Here is a 16,204-nt window from a genome sequence, read left to right as displayed (position 1 = left end):
ATGGCCAAGATCTACAGCAGCGGGATGACGCCAGTAAATCGAACGGCCGAGCGTGTGATCCAACCTGGATTGCACTACGAGCCCAAGCTGAAGCCAACGCCGCATAGTGAACAGAATCATCCTCATGAGCTTCGCCCCATCAATCATATCCCCGCCGAATTGCGGGGCCTGGTCGGGTACAAGTTCGGCAGGATGACCGTGCTGGGGTTGTCGCTGCAGCCCAAGAGCTGGTCTGTCAGGTGCGCTTGTGGGATGTACTGCTTACGAAAAGCAGCAGCTATCAGAAATCCGGCCAACGATCTTGATGCATGCCGCATCTGCCGGCAAAAGCTCTTTGTTGCGCGGGAGAATCATTGGAGAAGAACCGGCAAGGATGTCGACATCAAGTCGCTCGCCATTGCGTCGCCGCGCCGTGATCCTCTGCCTGGCGCCCCGGTTCGTGGGAAGGTCCTTGTCAAAGGCAAGGGCACAGGGACTACTGTGAAGAGTCAGCCTGAGAAAGATATGGGGAAGGCTATGAAGTCGAACAGGCCGCAGCGCGCCAGCGCGCCGACTGCATTGGCAAACGCCTTTATAGCCGCGCAGCAGCGGAAGGAAATGAAATGAAGCGTGAAGAGGAAATGGGCTCTGCCTACGGCCCCATTCGCCTGAGGCGCAGCATGGTGCATACGGCCAGCCAGTTGGGCACCGACGCCAATTGAACTGTGTGCCGTAGCCGGCCACGTGGGCACCGGTGGATATGCCTTCCGCTGGAGGGCACATACTACGTTCCTCCTCCAGAGGATGGCTTGACCAGTCGAGGTGGTCGCATGCAACCAGGTACATGGCGAATTGATCGGGTAATTCGGGATGAGGGTAAGCAGAGCACCTTGCCCTACCTGATCACTGTGCATTCCGTCACGGGCGGTGAGATCCAGTTGCGGTGTGCTGGGCCGTGGCCAGCGCCTGGCAGCAACCTCTATGCGATGCGTTCGGAGGTGCTCAAGGACGGCGAAAGAACCGAGCTGGTCGAGGAGTGTCGCATTGTCGACATTCAGAAGAAGGCGGGGCCCAAGGCAATCACTGTCCACGTAGTTCTTGATCGAAAGCGACAGAAGCGCTGCAGCTTTCTCTTTTTGAAGAAGAACGGCCGCGAACAGGTGTTCTTCCGCACCGAGAGTGGCATCAAGGCACACCGAAGTAGCTCCTACCTTCAGCCAAAGCCCTTGCGCTTTGTGAGCGAAATAGTGATTGACTCGCGTGAGAAGTATCCCTGGAAGATCAACGCCGCTCATGTCATTCGGCGGGAGCTGCCGGCGGGCGACTATGCACTATGCGTCCAAGAGCGGATCGTTGCGGTCATCGAGCGCAAGACCCTTCAGAACATGCTTGCTAACCTCAATTCACTTGAGGCATATCACACCCATCTTGCCGAGTTGACGACTTTCCCCGGTGCAGAGGTTGTGATCGAAGCCTCTCTGGCGGACTTCTTCAATCCCGAGAAGGTGAAGCCGATGTCTGCAACCCGATGCACACGCGCGTTGGCGGACATTGCAGCGAAGCACCCGAGTCTGAGGATCACCTACGCAGGCAACCGAAAGAACGCCCAAGTTTGGGCAACTGAGTATTTCGGCGCCGTAGCCGCTAAGTATCATGGTGTTGAAGAGGAGAAACTTGAGCAAGGATCGCTTCTCAATCAGAACTCTGACCGCGGCTTTACTGGTGGTGTTGTCAGCGAGATCCGCCACACGGTGATGTACGTCCTGCCGGAACGCTTCCAGGTGGCCCAGGTTCGTGATGCACACCCTGAGGCAAGCAAAGTAGCCATAGCCGATTGCCTTAAGGCTCTTCGCGGTGAGGGCAAGCTGACTACTTCAGGTCACGGCCGCGGCACTGTCTGGGTGCGGGCGAAGGCAACTGGCGCGTCGCCTTGAGTCAGGCCGTGGCCGTTCGTAGTCCCAAACTAGATCATCCCACCAAGGAGTTCTTGGCGGGGCTGCCGCCCTTTGCAGGCCTCGAGCTGGACAGGATCCAGTGGGTGGGTAGCGAGAACGATGCTGCCTGTGCCCTGCAGACCCTTCTGCAGGCAAGCGCACTTGGCTTTGACACAGAGACCAGGCCTACCTTTGTCGCCGGCGACGTAAGAACGGGTCCTGACGTGATCCAGCTGGCGACGGCAGACCTGGCATTCTGCATTCCCGCTGAAGGGGCATGGACAAGGCAGCTACTTGCTCCCCTTCTGGAGTCCGACCGCATCCTCAAAGTCGGATTCGGGGTGGCCAACGATCGCCGCCCGATCTACGGTAGGTACGGGATCAAGCTGAAAGGGGCACTCGATCTTGCGCCAGTTGTGCGGAGGCTCGGCTATCGGCAGCGAGTCGGGCTGCAGGCCGCTGTGGCAGTGGTGCTCGGGAGGCGGCTAGGCAAGTCGAAGACCACCCAGCTGTCCAATTGGAGCGCTCGCCCTCTCAAGCCATCCCAACTGATCTATGCGGCAAACGACGCGTTCGCGTCTTGGTCTGTGTTCGATGGGATCCAGCGGCTGCACCCTGAGCTACTTCAGTCTGCTATTGCCCACCTAGTGCCATCGGATCGGCCTTGATCCTGGCTCTGTCAAGGCACTCGTTGTCGATCTTCTGCCTTTCATCAATGAGATCGATCATCGCCGCCTGCCTACTCTTTCCATGGGTAGCAACGATCGCAGATGACATGTACTGCATCATCGTGCCCTTCTCGATAGAAGAAAGCATTCGACCGGTTAAGTGAGCGTCTGTAGCGCTACTGAGAATGGAGGAGACCATCATGCAACTGTTGATCGCCTGGCGATCATAGCTGTTGTTTTCCATTCGCTTCATTCGCTCTTCCAGCATCCTTTTCTCGCTGGCAAGCTTGGAATTTTCCATCGCGAAGTCCGACTGATAGTCGCGGGCTTCCTTGGTCTCTGCTTTCGCAGCGGTGACCTGAGATGCTGCGGTGAGGTATCCGCCAGCTCCGCCCACAATCAGCCCTACAACCAATGCAGTCCCTGCTCTTCCGCTCACTATTCTGTCCCCCTGTTGGTGGACCAATGATGCAGTGAGAGGGTCAATCTGGGCAATGGTGCAGGGCCCCAGGTCGGCTCGACTAGTCGGCTTCGAGTTCGTGCCGGTAGTGGACGTCAGGCTTGTCCGTCAGGATCGCGACCAACTCATTTACCGTCTTGCCTTCCGGATAGAGCCACGCGTCGACGTTCTCCGGCTTGAGCTGCAGGGGGCATCGATCGTGTCCGGTTACTGCCACCTCAGGAGGCGGATCGTTAGTGATCACTGCGAATGAAAGCAGCTCCTCGCCGCCGGCGCCCTTCCATCGAGACCAGATGCAGGGAATCAGCATCTCCTGCTTTGGCTCAGGGATGAACTTGAGTTTGATGCTTTTATCTTGTGGGAGATCCAGTGCGGCAAGCTTGTAGTCGCCGGCGCTGGCGAATTCGTGGAAGGCTCGAGCCACGATCACTGCGTGCTGCTTCCTGAAGAGTGCTTTCCAATACCCGCCAGGCTTGATCAGTTTGTCGAGCCGCGCATTGTAGGCACCAGGGTAGGTCTGGTCGAACTCAGCGGGCACACCTGGTGGACGACAGAGATACCGCATCGGGAGCACTGTCTTCTCGCCATCGACCACGCACATCACGGGTGCGTAGTTCCCTGAGTAGATGCGTGCGTATCCGCTACCCTTCTCTTTCCCTGGCACTTCCAGCAAGCCCGCGATCTTCCCTTCCGTCGAAGCGATCTTGTTGGTCGCGATTCGCCTCTCGTTGAGTGCTGCCTTGGTCTCCCGTCTTACTAGCTTGGCTTCGGCCGCCTTCAGCCGTTCGCGAAGCTCGCCAAGGCTCATCTCCATCCTGCCCAGTCGCTCGGTGCGTGCGTGCCGCAGTTCCTCTTGGATGTCGGCGAGCTCTGGATTTGGATCATCCAGAATCGCAGTTTCCATGGTTGGCGTGAGGTACAGATCGCCTGTTCGACGCGTCTTGTTGACGAGCTTTGCGAACTCCGCAAGAGACAGATGCGCTCCGTAGCGCTCTACATAGGCGACGTACGAACTAGCTGTTTCGACGCTGTAGCACATGGCTTATCACCTACCTTGCACAAGCCCACTCAAGAATTCCTTCGGCCAGTGTGTCTGGCGCAGGAAGTCGCGGCGGGGCTGTTACGGGGACACCACCATTGGTTACCCCGTCTGCATCGTACTCAATGATCTGAACGGTCTGATATGTGCCTGTAGTGCAATTGAACTTGTCGCGTGCTCTCCGGGAACCACCACTTTTCAGGCTTGTACTGTTCCAGAGTGTCCGCGTGCTCCCTTCGACAGATATTGTTCTCAGATCAATGCTCCACCAGGTACCGTCACTGCCTTGAAGCAGGCGCAACCAGCGTTCGGATGTCCTACTCCCCCGCGACTTGTAAATCTCGACGGCTCGTTCTAACGATTGGTACCCACCATCTTGATAAGGATCCGCTGCAATCGCCTCCGCAACAGCGGCTTCGGCCGCTGCAGCAGCTGCCCAAGCAGCGGCAGCCGCATCTTCAGTCTCGCCGGCGGCCGCAGCCGCATCAGCAGCGGCTTGAGCTTCTGTAGCCGTGGCAGCAGCCGCATCTGCCGCCGGGTCCGACTTGAACCTTGCGGCCTGGTCGACCAGTTGTTGGCGCGCTTGGGCGCCGGCGTCTGGGGCAGCGATGGATGGGAGCAGCAGCACTGCGATCAGGGCGAGCCTATTGGGGTTCATCCTTGGTTTCCAGGTCAAGATTCAGGGTTGGGGATCTTGGGGCGAAATGGCAGCACCCGGGCGTTCGGCGCCGGCGGGAGGATGTACTCGCGGGCCTCTTCCCAGGTCATACCATTGGTATCGGCCGGGTGATAGGCCGCGTCGTTGGCAGCCTCCTCGGGGTCTCGGTCCGGTCCGCGGTTCATCCGACCAGTGTACTCACCCCGGTCCGGCCCGCCAGTTCATACGTAGGGCCGGGCTCGAGCGTATGCTCCCCGACCCGGCCGGCCTGTCCAATCTCGACAGGTGAGATGGTCCTTGTTCACCCTTCGCCGCCATGTACGACCCCGAAACGACAACTGTCGCCACCTATCACGGCCCTGCCACCGGTGCTTTCCCGGCTTCACTACCCTTGCCGTCTACAGACGTCACGGCAGAGGCAGGCTTCCCATTGCCGACGGCAGATTTCAGTGCGAGCGAGGTGGATCTCGGAGAGATCTTGGTGCCGAATCCGCTGGCCTCGTTCTTGTACCGTGCGGCCGGCAACTCAATGATCATGGACGGTGTTCTGGACGGCGACTTTCTCTTGGTCGATCGATCGCTGAACCCCCGCAGCGGCGATCTCGTCGTTGCAACGTTCATGGGCCAGGCGCCGATCTGCAAGCGCCTGCGGCTCGATGGCGATCGCATCATTCTTGATTCCCGCAATCCACACCACAAGCCGATCGAAGTCCCCGAAGGAGTCGAGGTGGAGTGCTTCTGTGTGCGCAGCGTGGCCCGGGTCGTCCGCCGCGGCTGATCTATGCGTTCTGCAGCCACTCCCTACCGATACCCCGATCACCTCCGCGGCGACGCTGAGGCTATGCCCAAGGCCGCCGGGGTGTACGTCTTTCATGGTGAGGATGGCCCCCTGCCCCTTTACGTGGGCAAGAGCGTCTGCCTGCGTACACGGGTGTTGGACCACCTGCGTACGCCGGAGGAGGCTCGAATGCTCCACCAGGCTCGCAGGATCACGTTTCAGCGCACTGCCGGCGACGTTGGCGCCCAGCTGCTGGAAAGCCACTTGGTAAAGCGGCTCAAGCCCATCTACAACCGGCGCCTGCGCCAGGTGAAGACTCTGTATTCGCTCCGGTTGGCCGAGGGTCGGGTGACGGTTGTGTCGAGCGCCGACGAAGCATTCTCGGAGCAGGCGGGTGTGCATGGCCTGTTCCGCACAGCACCGGCCGCCCGGCGTGCGATCGAGGAGCTGGCAGACTTGCACCGTCTGTGCCTGGTCACGCTGGGTTTGGAGCCTGGTACTGCCGGCCGTCCCTGCTTCCGTCACCAGATCCGCCGATGCGCGGGCGCATGCGCCGGTGCGGATGACGCCTATGGCCACCAGCAGCGAGCCAGTTCCGCTTTAGGTTCGCTGCGCATGAAGCGATGGCCGTACCGGGGCGCGTTGGGTGTGGTGGAGCGCGAAGGACGCATGTCGCGAATCCACGTGGTGAGAGAGTGGTGCTACTTGGGCAGCGCGGCGACGCCGGCGGCGGCAGCGAAGCTGGCCAACCGCCCTGCCCGCTTCGATCTGGATGGATACCGTCTACTTGCGCCGCTGCTGGTTACACCAGGCAATGTGCAGACTATGGAGTTGGCGTGATGTTCGCTTTGATCGACATCGACAGTGCATATTGCGCCTTTGAGAGCGTGTTCGATCCGTCCATTCGCGGCAAGCCAATCATCGTATGCTCGGTTAACGATGGCGCGGTTATTGCACGCAGTAAGGAAGCCAAAGCATTAGGCATTGGCATGGCTCAGCCCGTGCATGAGATCCCGCCGGAAGTACGCAAACAGCTGGTGATTCGCTCTGCGAACTTTGAGCTTTATGGTTCTATGTCTGATCGCTTCTATCGCATTGTGCAGGAAGCGGCACCACGCGTCGAACGCTACTCGGTTGACGAGCAGTTCTTCCTCGCAGATGGCATTCGTGATCGGAGAGCATTTGCATTACAGCTTGTAGAACGGGTCAAACGCTACTTGGGAACAAATAGCTGCTGCGGACTCGGCCCCTCGAAAACACTTGCAAAGGCAGGCAACAAGCTGGCTAAGTCAGGTGCCGTGGTTGTTGATCTAAGCGATCCATCCACACACGACGAAGCGTTGGCGAGGCTGGAAGTCGGCGATGTGTGGGGCGTTGGTCGCCGCTGGGCGCCGCGCCTGCAGGCAATGGGAATTCGTACCGCCCGGGATCTGCGCGATGCGCCCCCAGATCAGATCGGGGAGACCTTCGGCGTGGTTCTGCTGAGGACTCAGCGTGAGCTGCAGGGACGTCCGTGCGCAGGCATTGAGTCGGAAGATCCAGATCGCAAGTCGATCATGGTCAGCCGCAGCTTCGGTGAGCGGGTGACGGACCTAGATCAGGTGCACGAAGCGGTGGCCACGTTCGCATCCCGCGCGTGCGAGAAGGCGCGTAAGGGCGGCTTGGTGGCCGGCGCGATGCAGGTGCACCTGGCCACGGATGTCTTCCGGCCGGACCAGCGCCAGCACCACCCCAGCTGCAGCTTCACCTTCCCAGTGGCCACGTCAGACACGCGTCTGGTGCTGGCCCTTGCGCGGCGCATGGTGGAAGGGATTGCGAAGCCTGGCTACGCCTACAAGAAAGCTGGCGTGATGCTGTTCGATCTCGCGCGACCTGATGCCCTGCAGGCGGACCTGTTCTCGCCGCCTACAGTCGGCGATGAAATCCTCATGTCCACTTTGGATAGCATCAACAAGCGCTTCGGCCGCAGCACGGTGAAGTTCGCCGCGGCCCATGCTCGCCAGGACGCCCCTTGGCGCATGAAGCAGAGGAATCTGTCCCCCTGCTACACCACGCGCCTCAGTGACCTGCCCAAGGTCCTGTGCTGACTGGTGTCCCTTATGGGGCCATGTTGGCGGCCGTGACCGCCTGGATCCATGACTTGGACTGCTCGCGAGTCCATTCAAGATCATCCTTCGACCCGTACAGAAGCAGCATGAACATCGTGTTCTTTACGCGGATGAAGTTCAGGGTGCCGGCGGCGACCTCAGTGACTGACTCGCCGTCCTTGATGCCTACGCTGTAGCGTGACAGGACAGACATCGACAAGCTGTTGGGCGTTTCGTGATGAATCGGAAGTGGGACCAGACTCTCCAGACCGACCTCCACCTGAGAACCTAACTTGCCCGACAGTTCGCTGCTGGCCTGATCCATCAAGCCGTCCACTCGCGGCTTGATGTTCGCCATTGTCCGCTCCAGATCGGCCCTTGCCTTAGCCTTCAATACCTCGAAGTCCGCTTGGGTGAAGTTATAGTCGATGGCCACCTTTGGAACTTGTACGACGAATCGCCTGGTCATATCGGGGACCTCGCCGGTCATGGCCACGGCGAGATCTTGCTCCGAAAGGAACAGCGCGAGGGACTGATTGTTGGGTGGCGTAAAGGAGTCCAACAAGCTCAGCAGCTCAGTCATGTCCGCCGGCACACGCCCGTATCCTTGTGGCGTCGGGATCTCGATGGTCTTCTTCCCGATCTGGACCGGCGCCGCGCCCGCCATGAAGTGTGCGGCTGCGAAACAAGATGCGATAAGTATGCGCAGGAAGGTTCTCATAGCGACACCGGTCAGCCGCAGCTGAACTCAATGAATGACTCCGCAATAGAGCCTGGAATCACAGGAGCGAAGGCCGTTGGCGTAGAGGAAGTTCCTGAGGACGTGCCGTCGGCCCTGTACTCGGTATAGGTGACGGACCTGGATTCTCTACTTGAGCACTGGAACTCCATCCTGTTCGCGCTCAACAGGACCCCACGCTGAAATTCATTAATCCACAGAGTAGGTTTCTCACCCTCTACAGCCGTACGCATGTCAGCGTAGTAGAACTTGTCGCCTTTGGATTCGCCAACAAGTATCCAGCGATGAGACGAGCCATAACCGTTGTTGTCGAAGACACGGTACGCTGCCAAAGCAGACGACAACTTCTTTTCAGCCTGGAAGTAAAAATATGCGCGATACGCAAATGATTCGTCTTGCTCGCGCGGCAAGCGCGTAAAAATCCTTCCTATGTACTCGCTCCTCCGCTGATCCTCGGGGAACGACTCCTTCACCTTTTCCCACTCAATTGCAACATGACCTGTACTAAGGAGGGGATTGTAGGTGAGTTGGTCCGATCTACTCGATGCCTTCTTTGCCGGTTGAGCGGCCACTGGAAAGGCACATGAAGCGACAAGCGTCAGCCCAACAAGCGCGATGCGAAGCAGCATTCTAGTCCCCTGATTCAGTTCTAGACTCCGGCACCCCTGCCGGGTCTTTTGGCTATTCTACTTCGCCAGAATTGGGGCTGCAGCAGCGGCGCATCCTCTTTTGTCGTGCGATGACGGCGATCTTGTCGGAGGCCACGGCGGTCCACAGGAAGCGCTGGTCGTGCGCAGCAACGGCCGTTTCGGGCCAGACGCGGTTCTGGGCGTCCAGCATCACAGTGTCGAGCGTGCGCAGGACATAGGGCGTATCTGCCAGTGCAGCGCCCTTGTACGGCCTGAATTCTTCTACCACCCAACGACCCGGGAGGCCGCGTACATTGCAGATTGATCCGAGGGTGACTGCCATCGCCACATCCGTTCACTTGGAGATTCCAAGCTTGGTGTCTGGCGATGCCCCGACTCTGGGGCTCAGGCTTCCTGCAGTGTTCGCGAGGAAAGGCGGTAGATCAGCGAGGTGGCCTGCGCTGCATCGAGGCCGACGTAGCGATCCAGCAGCATCAAGATGGTCGAGCCCCGGTCAAACAGGGAGGCATCGTCATCGAGCGCGACGGCATGTCGAATGTGGACGCCTGCCAAGTAGGCTTCGCATTCGCGTTGGCGCTCACTTACTCCATCACCTAGAACCGGGGTCACCCCGGCGATTCGTGAGTGGATGGACGGGGGGAAATGGGAAAGAAGCTGATCGCGTGTGGCGTTGATGCGCCAGTTCGTGCTCAGCACCAGGTCGACATGGGGGCACGACTCCAAAACACGCAGAAGGTGAGGCAGGTTCGTGAAGGACCCTGACTCTGCTGGGTGCATCACGCCATCGAAGTCGAGGAAGAGAATGCTGGAGCCAGGTCGAGGCCCGGGCCACGTCGACGCCGGTGGTTGATCTGAAACCTGCTTTCGATCCCGCACAACACTACGTAGCCACGACAACATCAACGAAGCCCTTTCTCCTTCAGCGCGGCAGCATAGGCCAGATGCGTTGCTAGTCCAGACCTGATTCTGCGCTCGAACAGGTTGCATTCAACGGCATCCAAGACGTCGGTCACATCTTGCTTGGGGAGGAACACGGAGAAGCCACCCTGAGTGTTCTTGGCGATGCGCGTGGGGCCGAGATCGGTAACCCATCCATCCTGGTCCAGCGAGTCCGTCAGCGCCTTGTTTGATAGGCGCTCGAAGTGAACTGCGGTGACGGGCCGCGGACACGTCTGCGTGCTGCCAGAGATCGCCGAGGAGGCCTTTTCGGTTGGTGTGCAGTCCCGCGACAGCGGGATCACCTCCACGACCCTTGCCCCGTTCAGCAGTGGTGCCAGGTTCGTGGAAACGCACTGACTGTGACCATCGGAAAGAGCGAGCTTACCCACCAGGTCATCGTAGCTCTCGTAGGTGGAATTGCAGCCGGCGAGAAAGATGACCGACAGGATCAGAAGGATCTTGTTCATGGGCTATGACTGCATGAGGAGGATGCTAGAAGCATTGGTGCGGAACGCCTTGAGGATCAGCTCGCAGAGCGATTCCGGCATGTGGTACTGCAGGTGATCCGGCCTGATCACGATGATCAGGTCATCTGCGAAGTGATGGCGGTCCTGGTCGGAGTACTGGTACTGCCTTGCCTGGAGCTTGAGCAGCATGCTCGCGCTGCCCTCATTGAGTGTGCTGGCGAGCTTGTGGCGGCCTTCCAGTCGTGCCAGCGTCGCGATCGCGGCGTTGACGCGCATGATGATGTTGAGGTTCTGGCGGCTGATGTGCATCGCCAGAGGCGACTTGTGTAGGCGGAAGGTGAATTGCGCCGCGCCAGAGTGTCGTTTGACCGGCAGCACGATCAGGTCTGGCTGTTCGATGCAGAACCCTGCCAGAAGATCCGTTGTGGCCAGCTTGGCGGCATTGGCTGGCACCTTCTCCGGCTGGAAGCGTGCCTTCACCTCCTCGAAGAACGTGCGCAGGCTGCGGGTACGCGCGTAGTCGAGTGTCGCAAGTAGACGCTCGTTTGACCGACCGCCGGTTGGCATGTCCGGCCATTCGATCAGGTCGTGGTACGGGACGGTGCTGAGCGAGCCTGAGGGGTCCAGGATCGGCATCAGGGCCTTCATCAGGCGCTCGGCGAGCTGTCGGTAAGCGTCATGGGGGGCAACGGCCCGCTCGGCGCTCCAGTCCAGTACCGGCGTGCCATTGGCCGTGGACACGCCCTGGGCGAAGACCTCCGACAGGTTCTCGTTGACCGAGATGGCATCCCGGGCCTGGCGCTCGATCGCCGACAGGATGCTCAGGAATATCCGATCCAGGGCATCAACCGACTCGTCCAGACGCTGTAGGTCCAGAACGACGGATTCGGGGATCTGGGGTAGTTCTTCAGGCGCCGGCGCCGGCGCCGCAGGTGACCTGTTGCGCCCCCGACGCTGGATCAGGAGGGGGTGCTTGATTCGCTGACGGATGACCTGGTTGGGACGCATACGGGCGGGATGTGGAAGGTCTGCCAATTCTGTTGGCCTGCCGGCAGCCTGGTAACTGGGGTTGCCCGCCTATTCAGAGGGGCACTGCAGGAAGCTGTGCGGCGGCCGACGGCGAGGTGTTGTTGGTGGGTACAAACGCGACCTATGATCGGCTCGCGCAGTGAACCCGCTGCGCTGCAGCTGAGGCGCTGCTGGGGGCGTGATGGATCGACGAATCGGACACTTCCCGAACTATGGTGCGGCCACCGGCTGGGCTCAGACGCTGGCGATGGAGCATCGTGAAGATGTTCATGTCCGGCGTGACGGCGAGGGCTGGGGGCTGTTCGTGGCCGAAGAAGTGGCCGCTCTGTTTGGCGGCTGGTGGGAACGGCACGATGTCGCTGGCTCCTATCCCCTGCCCTCTGATCCTCGCTGGAGCGAAGGCGAACAGATTGGCGATTCTCCCGACCCTGAGCCCTTCCCTGATGGCACTGAGGGAGAGTTCCGATGGTGATCGAGGCTGACCAGGCCGAGGCGCACCGGTGAACGCTCCAAGCCTCTGGTATGTGGTTGGAATCTTGGGTGCATTGGCGACGAGCTGGTGGATCTCCGAGCTCTATCAGCGCCATTGCCCATTCTCGGGAACCGAAGGTCGGAAATGGCATGGGGCAGGCATTTTCAACCTGGCTCTGTTTGCGCAGTGGTCCTTGCTGCTAGCTTTCGCCGGCCGCGGTCGGCCTGATAACTGGGTGATGTGGGCTATCGGAATCGCCCTCGCCACGTGGGTTGCACGACGCTTCTGGGTGGACAAGGATCGAGGCGAGGACGCTAAGTAGGCCGGGGCGTCCTTTCCCCGGCCGTTTCCTTAGCCCATACGGCGCTGCTGCTGGCCGTTGCCGTAGCTCTGCTGACGGTTGTCACCCTGCGGGCGCTGGCCGGCACCACGGCTTTCCTTGGCGGCCTGCGACTTGGTGTGCAGATCCGCGGCCCGGCGGATAGCCTGGTCGACCAGATAGCCGTCCTTCTCCTTCAGCTGGTCCTTGCAGGTCCTGTAGAACATGGCCAGCACCTCGCCGATGTCGTCGGGGCCGACATTGACCTTCCGGATCTCCTTGCCCTGCGCGATGGTGAAGCGGACGGCGCCGGCGTACTGTTCCGAGGTCTCCTCGACCTCGATCCACTTTTCGTTGTTCGCGCCATGGCCAGCAAAGCGGGCCTTGGGAATGAAGCCGCGCAGGACCGCAGTGATGAGCTGCACTTCCTTGGGCACGCACATCAGGGTGATCTTGCCGTCCCAGTTCATGCCGCCGCGGGTGGACTGACCGGTTGCCTTGGCGATCGCGATGTTGATCGTGTAGTTCGTGTTCTGGTTGTTGACGCACCGCTCGAACTGGATCGCGGTGTCCTTGCCAAAGCACGCCTTCTGGTCGTAACGCGACTCTTCCGGCACACGCGGACCATTGCCGTTGTCCTGCTGCGGGCGGCCGCGAGTGGGGTGGTCCACGACGCGACGCTCCTGATAGTCCCGCGCCTGCTGGCTCTGGCCGCGGTTCTGCGGCGGGGGTGCCTGCTGGGGCCGCTGCTGGTGCTGCTGGGGAGCCGGACGCTGCTGCTGGTCGCCCTGGCGCCCTTCCTGCCGCTGCTGGCCACCCTGCGACGGGCGCTCCTGCTGGGGCTGCTGGCGGGACTGCTGCTGTGCCGGCGCCTGCCGCGCCGTCGGCTCGAAGTCGTCTTCCGGTGGCGGCATGGAGTTGATGCCGTTGCCGTTCTGCTGCGGCGGTCGACGGTCCTGCTGCTGTCCATTCGATGCAGGGGCACCCGCCTGACCCATGATGGCGGGCAAACCAATCTCGCGAATCGCGCGGACACCATCACGCAGGTGTTCCTTCAGGAACTCCGTTGCGTTGGCATCACCTTTCTCAGCACTGGTCAGCAGGTCACCTACCAGCTTCGGCGTCTGCTTCTTGCAGGTGGCGTACACGTCCGGCACCGAGATGGTGTTGGAGATCAGCGTGCGGATGCGAGCATGCAGCTTGAGTGTCAGAGAGAACGCGCGGGCATGGTTGACCGCAGTCGGGTCATTCTGCTGCAGGCCTGCCACGATGCTTTGGATGATCTGCGGCCCGATGCTGGAGACGAGAGTGGAGATCTCGCCGGGATCGAGCTGCTGGAGACCGACCTTCTCCAAGAGGCTGTTGAAGACTTGCGGGCGGACGAGGTTGCTCATGTGCTTTTCCCTGGCAAAAGTATCCCAGCACATCCTTTCAGCATCGAATCGCACAGGCTGCGATCAGTGAAAGGAACCGCTGTTCACTTCATTTCTACCAGCGAAGACAGCCACCCAAAAACGAGTTTGGGGGAGAACGTAAATGCGTCTCGGGCTGAGCTACAGCACCATCCAGGTACCGCCTTCGGTGAGCACTTCGTATGTCGTGGTCCCATCCGGCAATCGGATGTGGAATGCCGCAGAGGTTCCCACGCGACTGATCACTTCGCAGGTTCCACGGTCTCGACTCCACACGTGTACCCCGGGCTTAAGCATCGAGACATCAGTGAGTGGGGTGCCGGCGCTGAGTGCCGCGAGGTGCGGCAGGGTCTCGATCTGGATCAGATCGGCCATGCCCTTCTCTTTCAGGTAGCGCTGGGCCACGCGGGGGTTGCGCAGCGTAATACGGTCCTGCACACCATCGCGGACTGCCTCGGCCACGCGCATCGAGATGCCCAGTTCGCCCTCGAACAGGTACGGACTAGCCTTGCGAACACCATCGCTGGCCTGAGGGAAGTCCTCGTACTGGTCCACCCACGCGGACAGTAGCGGATCTTCGGCGTGCTGGATGATCAGGTGGTGCTGGGCGCGGGTCACGGCAACGTATGCCAAGCGCCGCTCCTCCTCAGCGTCGAGGGGCGAGTTGGCAGGGACAACGCCGGCGTTCCAGCTGGGCAGGATTACCGTCGGGAACTCGGCACCCTTGCTGGAGTGGATCGACTGGATCCGCACATGCGGGTACTTGGGCGGCTTGTCCTTCTCATGCGCGGCAAGGGGCCCCAGCTCGTCCAGGAACTCGGTCAGCGTCTCAAACCCCTCAGCAGCGGCACGCATCGCCTGTACATTGCGGACGCGCTCCTCACCGTCCTCACGGGTGCGCGAGTGCTTCAATAGCGAATCCGTCAGGCCGGTGAACTGGATATAGGTGTCGATCACCTCGCCCGGGCGCATAGCGCTCATGCTGCCCCGGCAGAGCATCTCCATGAAGCTCGCGCGATCGCGCAGCTTGGGCAGACCCGTCTTCAGTCGCTCCAGCTCCTGTGCCGGCACGATAGAGCCGATCTTGTTAACCGCATCTAGCATGCCCTTGCCCACTTCACGCGAACCCTGATCCTCGAAGATCTCCATGGCATAGACGGTGAGCATCTGCGTCACCTTATTGGAGACGAAGACGGTGGGCGCGACCATCATGGCCTGGATGAAGCGCGGGATGCTCTTGGTCATGAACGGCCAATGGTCGGCGGCCATCGCCATCGCGCCAACGAGACAACCGATCTCAGGGTTGTACAAGGTCCCTTCCCTGCCGTACACAAAGAATGGGATGTCAGCCATCAGCATCTCCATCTGGAGAGGGACGGCGTGGGAGTAGTTTCGACACAGGATCGCTGCATCGGAGAGCGAGCCGTTGGCCTGGCGCTCCTTCAGCAGGTTGATGATGAACGGGTTCCTGCCCCTGACCGGATGGGTCAGCTCAACGAGTGTGCTCGGGTTTCCGTCCTCGGCGATGCTGAGCTTGTCATCGCGAATCTTGTTGTTGACGACGAGATGATTGGCGAACAGCGCAAGCTCATCGCCGAAACGGAAGGTGCGCGACATGACGTAGCGCTTGCAGGGCGTGAAGCGTGCTGCGAACTCCTGAGTAATGTATTGGACCCTGGCCCCACGCCAGGAATAGATGGCCTGGTCGGCATCGCCAACGACAACGACCGACGTTTCCGGACCCGTAATGCCCTCCAGAATGCTCATCTGGACTTCCGAGATGTCCTGAAACTCGTCGACCTGAATCTGCTGGTAGCGGCCGCGGAACAGGCTCCAGAGCTCGGGATTGTCTTTCAGTGTGACGGCGGTGTCGTAGATCTGATCGTCGAAGAAGCGCAGACGCTGGCGAATCCGATCGCTCTCGAAGCGGATGTAGGCGCCAACGATCAGTGCACGTGCCTCATAGGGCATGTCTGTGCGGTCGTAGACCGCACCGGGAGCATCGAAACCGCTCTTGGTCAGGGTCTTGAGTGCATTCAGCATCTCGAACTGCTCTTGCGAGACGTAGACCCCCTTCCCCGCCTGAGTTCTCAGCGCCTGCTGCAGCATGGTGGCTTCCATGCTGGACGAGTCTTTCGGCTGGCGCGTTGGGGCGACGTGGCCGAGGCGCTCCAGCTCCTTCCACATGGCCAGGCAGAAGGAGTGGTAGGTCTTCACGTCCGGGATCGCTGAGTGGCCAAGTCGCTTGGCGAGCCGACCGGAGAAGTCCAGCTGCGCTTCCTTGTTGTACTGCAGGATCAGGATCTGGCTTTCGGGGATCCCCGAGGCGATCAGGCGCCGACACCGTTCGACCAGCGTCGTCGTCTTGCCGGCGCCGGCGACGGCCGACACAAGGGCATGCCCAACCTGGTGGTTGGCCACTGCAATCTGCTCATCCGTGAATCGTCGGCTCATACGCCAAGGCTACTGGACTTTGGGATAGCTCCCCAGCCGGCTTGGGGGGCATTTGAAACCACCCCCAAACCCGCTTCTGGTCATTAGCCCGCGTTGCTACCTTGGCTGTCCCGAATCGAC

General features: G+C 60.4%; 18 protein-coding genes. 7 read left to right on the top strand and 11 right to left on the bottom strand.

Annotated elements, in window-relative coordinates; all coding sequences use genetic code 11:
* The 3 genes from ACGHX3_RS19645 to ACGHX3_RS19635 all read left to right on the top strand — a co-directional run bounded on the left by ACGHX3_RS19645 (position 1) and on the right by ACGHX3_RS19635 (position 2,581).
* Positions 1-606 carry a hypothetical protein gene (locus ACGHX3_RS19645; protein WP_394697491.1) on the top strand — a complete coding sequence of 202 codons (606 nt, stop codon included), beginning with the start codon at positions 1-3 and terminating at the stop codon, positions 604-606.
* 263 nt (positions 607-869) lie between these two features.
* A complete protein-coding gene (locus ACGHX3_RS19640) occupies positions 870-1,913 on the top strand; it encodes a hypothetical protein (protein WP_394697490.1) in 1,044 nt (347 codons plus the stop codon).
* An 8-nt stretch (positions 1,914-1,921) separates the two neighbouring features.
* Positions 1,922-2,581 (top strand): 3'-5' exonuclease, encoded by a 660-nt coding sequence (locus ACGHX3_RS19635; RefSeq protein ID WP_394697551.1) that lies wholly within the window; start codon positions 1,922-1,924, stop codon positions 2,579-2,581.
* Here the strand turns inward: ACGHX3_RS19635 and ACGHX3_RS19630 are convergent.
* The 3 genes from ACGHX3_RS19630 to ACGHX3_RS19620 form a co-directional block, all read right to left on the bottom strand.
* On the bottom strand, positions 2,547-2,996 hold the full coding sequence (locus tag ACGHX3_RS19630; protein WP_394697489.1) for a hypothetical protein: 450 nt from the start codon (positions 2,994-2,996) through the stop codon (positions 2,547-2,549). The genes ACGHX3_RS19635 and ACGHX3_RS19630 overlap by 35 nt on opposite strands.
* Positions 2,997-3,102: 106 nt before the next feature.
* Positions 3,103-4,080 (bottom strand): SOS response-associated peptidase family protein, encoded by a 978-nt coding sequence (locus tag ACGHX3_RS19625; RefSeq protein WP_394697488.1) that lies wholly within the window; start codon positions 4,078-4,080, stop codon positions 3,103-3,105.
* A 354-nt stretch (positions 4,081-4,434) separates the two neighbouring features.
* Positions 4,435-4,608 (bottom strand): hypothetical protein, encoded by a 174-nt coding sequence (locus ACGHX3_RS19620; protein ID WP_394697487.1) that lies wholly within the window; start codon positions 4,606-4,608, stop codon positions 4,435-4,437.
* A 446-nt stretch (positions 4,609-5,054) separates the two neighbouring features.
* Here ACGHX3_RS19620 and ACGHX3_RS19615 point away from each other — a divergent pair, with 446 nt between their 5' ends.
* The 3 genes from ACGHX3_RS19615 to ACGHX3_RS19605 all read left to right on the top strand — a co-directional run bounded on the left by ACGHX3_RS19615 (position 5,055) and on the right by ACGHX3_RS19605 (position 7,603).
* A complete protein-coding gene (locus ACGHX3_RS19615) occupies positions 5,055-5,516 on the top strand; it encodes a LexA family protein (protein ID WP_394697486.1) in 462 nt (153 codons plus the stop codon).
* Positions 5,517-5,579: 63 nt separating this feature from the next.
* Entirely contained in the window at positions 5,580-6,356 is a 777-nt protein-coding gene (locus ACGHX3_RS19610) for an endonuclease (RefSeq protein WP_394697485.1), read from the top strand.
* Positions 6,356-7,603: a Y-family DNA polymerase gene (locus ACGHX3_RS19605; RefSeq protein WP_394697484.1), complete on the top strand. Its 1,248-nt coding sequence runs from the start codon at positions 6,356-6,358 to the stop codon at positions 7,601-7,603. Before ACGHX3_RS19610 ends, ACGHX3_RS19605 begins: the two co-directional genes overlap by 1 nt.
* A gap of 10 nt (positions 7,604-7,613) precedes the next feature.
* On the opposite strand, the gene ACGHX3_RS19600 is transcribed toward ACGHX3_RS19605, so the two are convergent.
* The 6 genes from ACGHX3_RS19600 to ACGHX3_RS19575 all read right to left on the bottom strand — a co-directional run bounded on the left by ACGHX3_RS19600 (position 7,614) and on the right by ACGHX3_RS19575 (position 11,406).
* Positions 7,614-8,324, bottom strand: coding sequence for a hypothetical protein (locus ACGHX3_RS19600; RefSeq protein ID WP_394697483.1), 711 nt, complete (start codon positions 8,322-8,324; stop codon positions 7,614-7,616).
* Positions 8,325-8,335: 11 nt separating this feature from the next.
* Positions 8,336-8,971 carry a surface-adhesin E family protein gene (locus ACGHX3_RS19595; protein ID WP_394697482.1) on the bottom strand — a complete coding sequence of 212 codons (636 nt, stop codon included), beginning with the start codon at positions 8,969-8,971 and terminating at the stop codon, positions 8,336-8,338.
* A gap of 52 nt (positions 8,972-9,023) precedes the next feature.
* The gene (locus ACGHX3_RS19590; RefSeq protein ID WP_394697481.1) at positions 9,024-9,314 is read right to left on the bottom strand and encodes a hypothetical protein; all 291 of its coding nucleotides are present in this window, start codon (positions 9,312-9,314) and stop codon (positions 9,024-9,026) included.
* A 62-nt stretch (positions 9,315-9,376) separates the two neighbouring features.
* A complete protein-coding gene (locus ACGHX3_RS19585; protein WP_394697480.1) occupies positions 9,377-9,892 on the bottom strand; it encodes an HAD domain-containing protein in 516 nt (171 codons plus the stop codon).
* Positions 9,892-10,398: a hypothetical protein gene (locus ACGHX3_RS19580; protein WP_394697479.1), complete on the bottom strand. Its 507-nt coding sequence runs from the start codon at positions 10,396-10,398 to the stop codon at positions 9,892-9,894. Before ACGHX3_RS19580 ends, ACGHX3_RS19585 begins: the two co-directional genes overlap by 1 nt.
* Before the next feature lie 3 nt (positions 10,399-10,401).
* Positions 10,402-11,406, bottom strand: coding sequence for a hypothetical protein (locus ACGHX3_RS19575; RefSeq protein ID WP_394697478.1), 1,005 nt, complete (start codon positions 11,404-11,406; stop codon positions 10,402-10,404).
* 202 nt (positions 11,407-11,608) lie between these two features.
* On the opposite strand from ACGHX3_RS19575, the gene ACGHX3_RS19570 reads away from it, so the two are divergent.
* Positions 11,609-11,899 carry a hypothetical protein gene (locus ACGHX3_RS19570; protein WP_394697477.1) on the top strand — a complete coding sequence of 97 codons (291 nt, stop codon included), beginning with the start codon at positions 11,609-11,611 and terminating at the stop codon, positions 11,897-11,899.
* A gap of 351 nt (positions 11,900-12,250) precedes the next feature.
* On the opposite strand, the gene ACGHX3_RS19565 is transcribed toward ACGHX3_RS19570, so the two are convergent.
* A complete protein-coding gene (locus tag ACGHX3_RS19565) occupies positions 12,251-13,612 on the bottom strand; it encodes a hypothetical protein (RefSeq protein WP_394697476.1) in 1,362 nt (453 codons plus the stop codon).
* A gap of 159 nt (positions 13,613-13,771) precedes the next feature.
* The gene (locus ACGHX3_RS19560; RefSeq protein ID WP_394697475.1) at positions 13,772-16,084 is read right to left on the bottom strand and encodes an ATP-dependent helicase; all 2,313 of its coding nucleotides are present in this window, start codon (positions 16,082-16,084) and stop codon (positions 13,772-13,774) included.
* Between the last annotated feature and the right edge of the window lie 120 nt (positions 16,085-16,204).

Origin of the sequence: Pseudoxanthomonas japonensis (genome assembly GCF_043632995.1) — a bacterium.
Taxonomy (GTDB): domain Bacteria; phylum Pseudomonadota; class Gammaproteobacteria; order Xanthomonadales; family Xanthomonadaceae; genus Pseudoxanthomonas_A; species Pseudoxanthomonas_A japonensis.
This window is presented reverse-complemented; position numbering and strand designations above follow the sequence as displayed.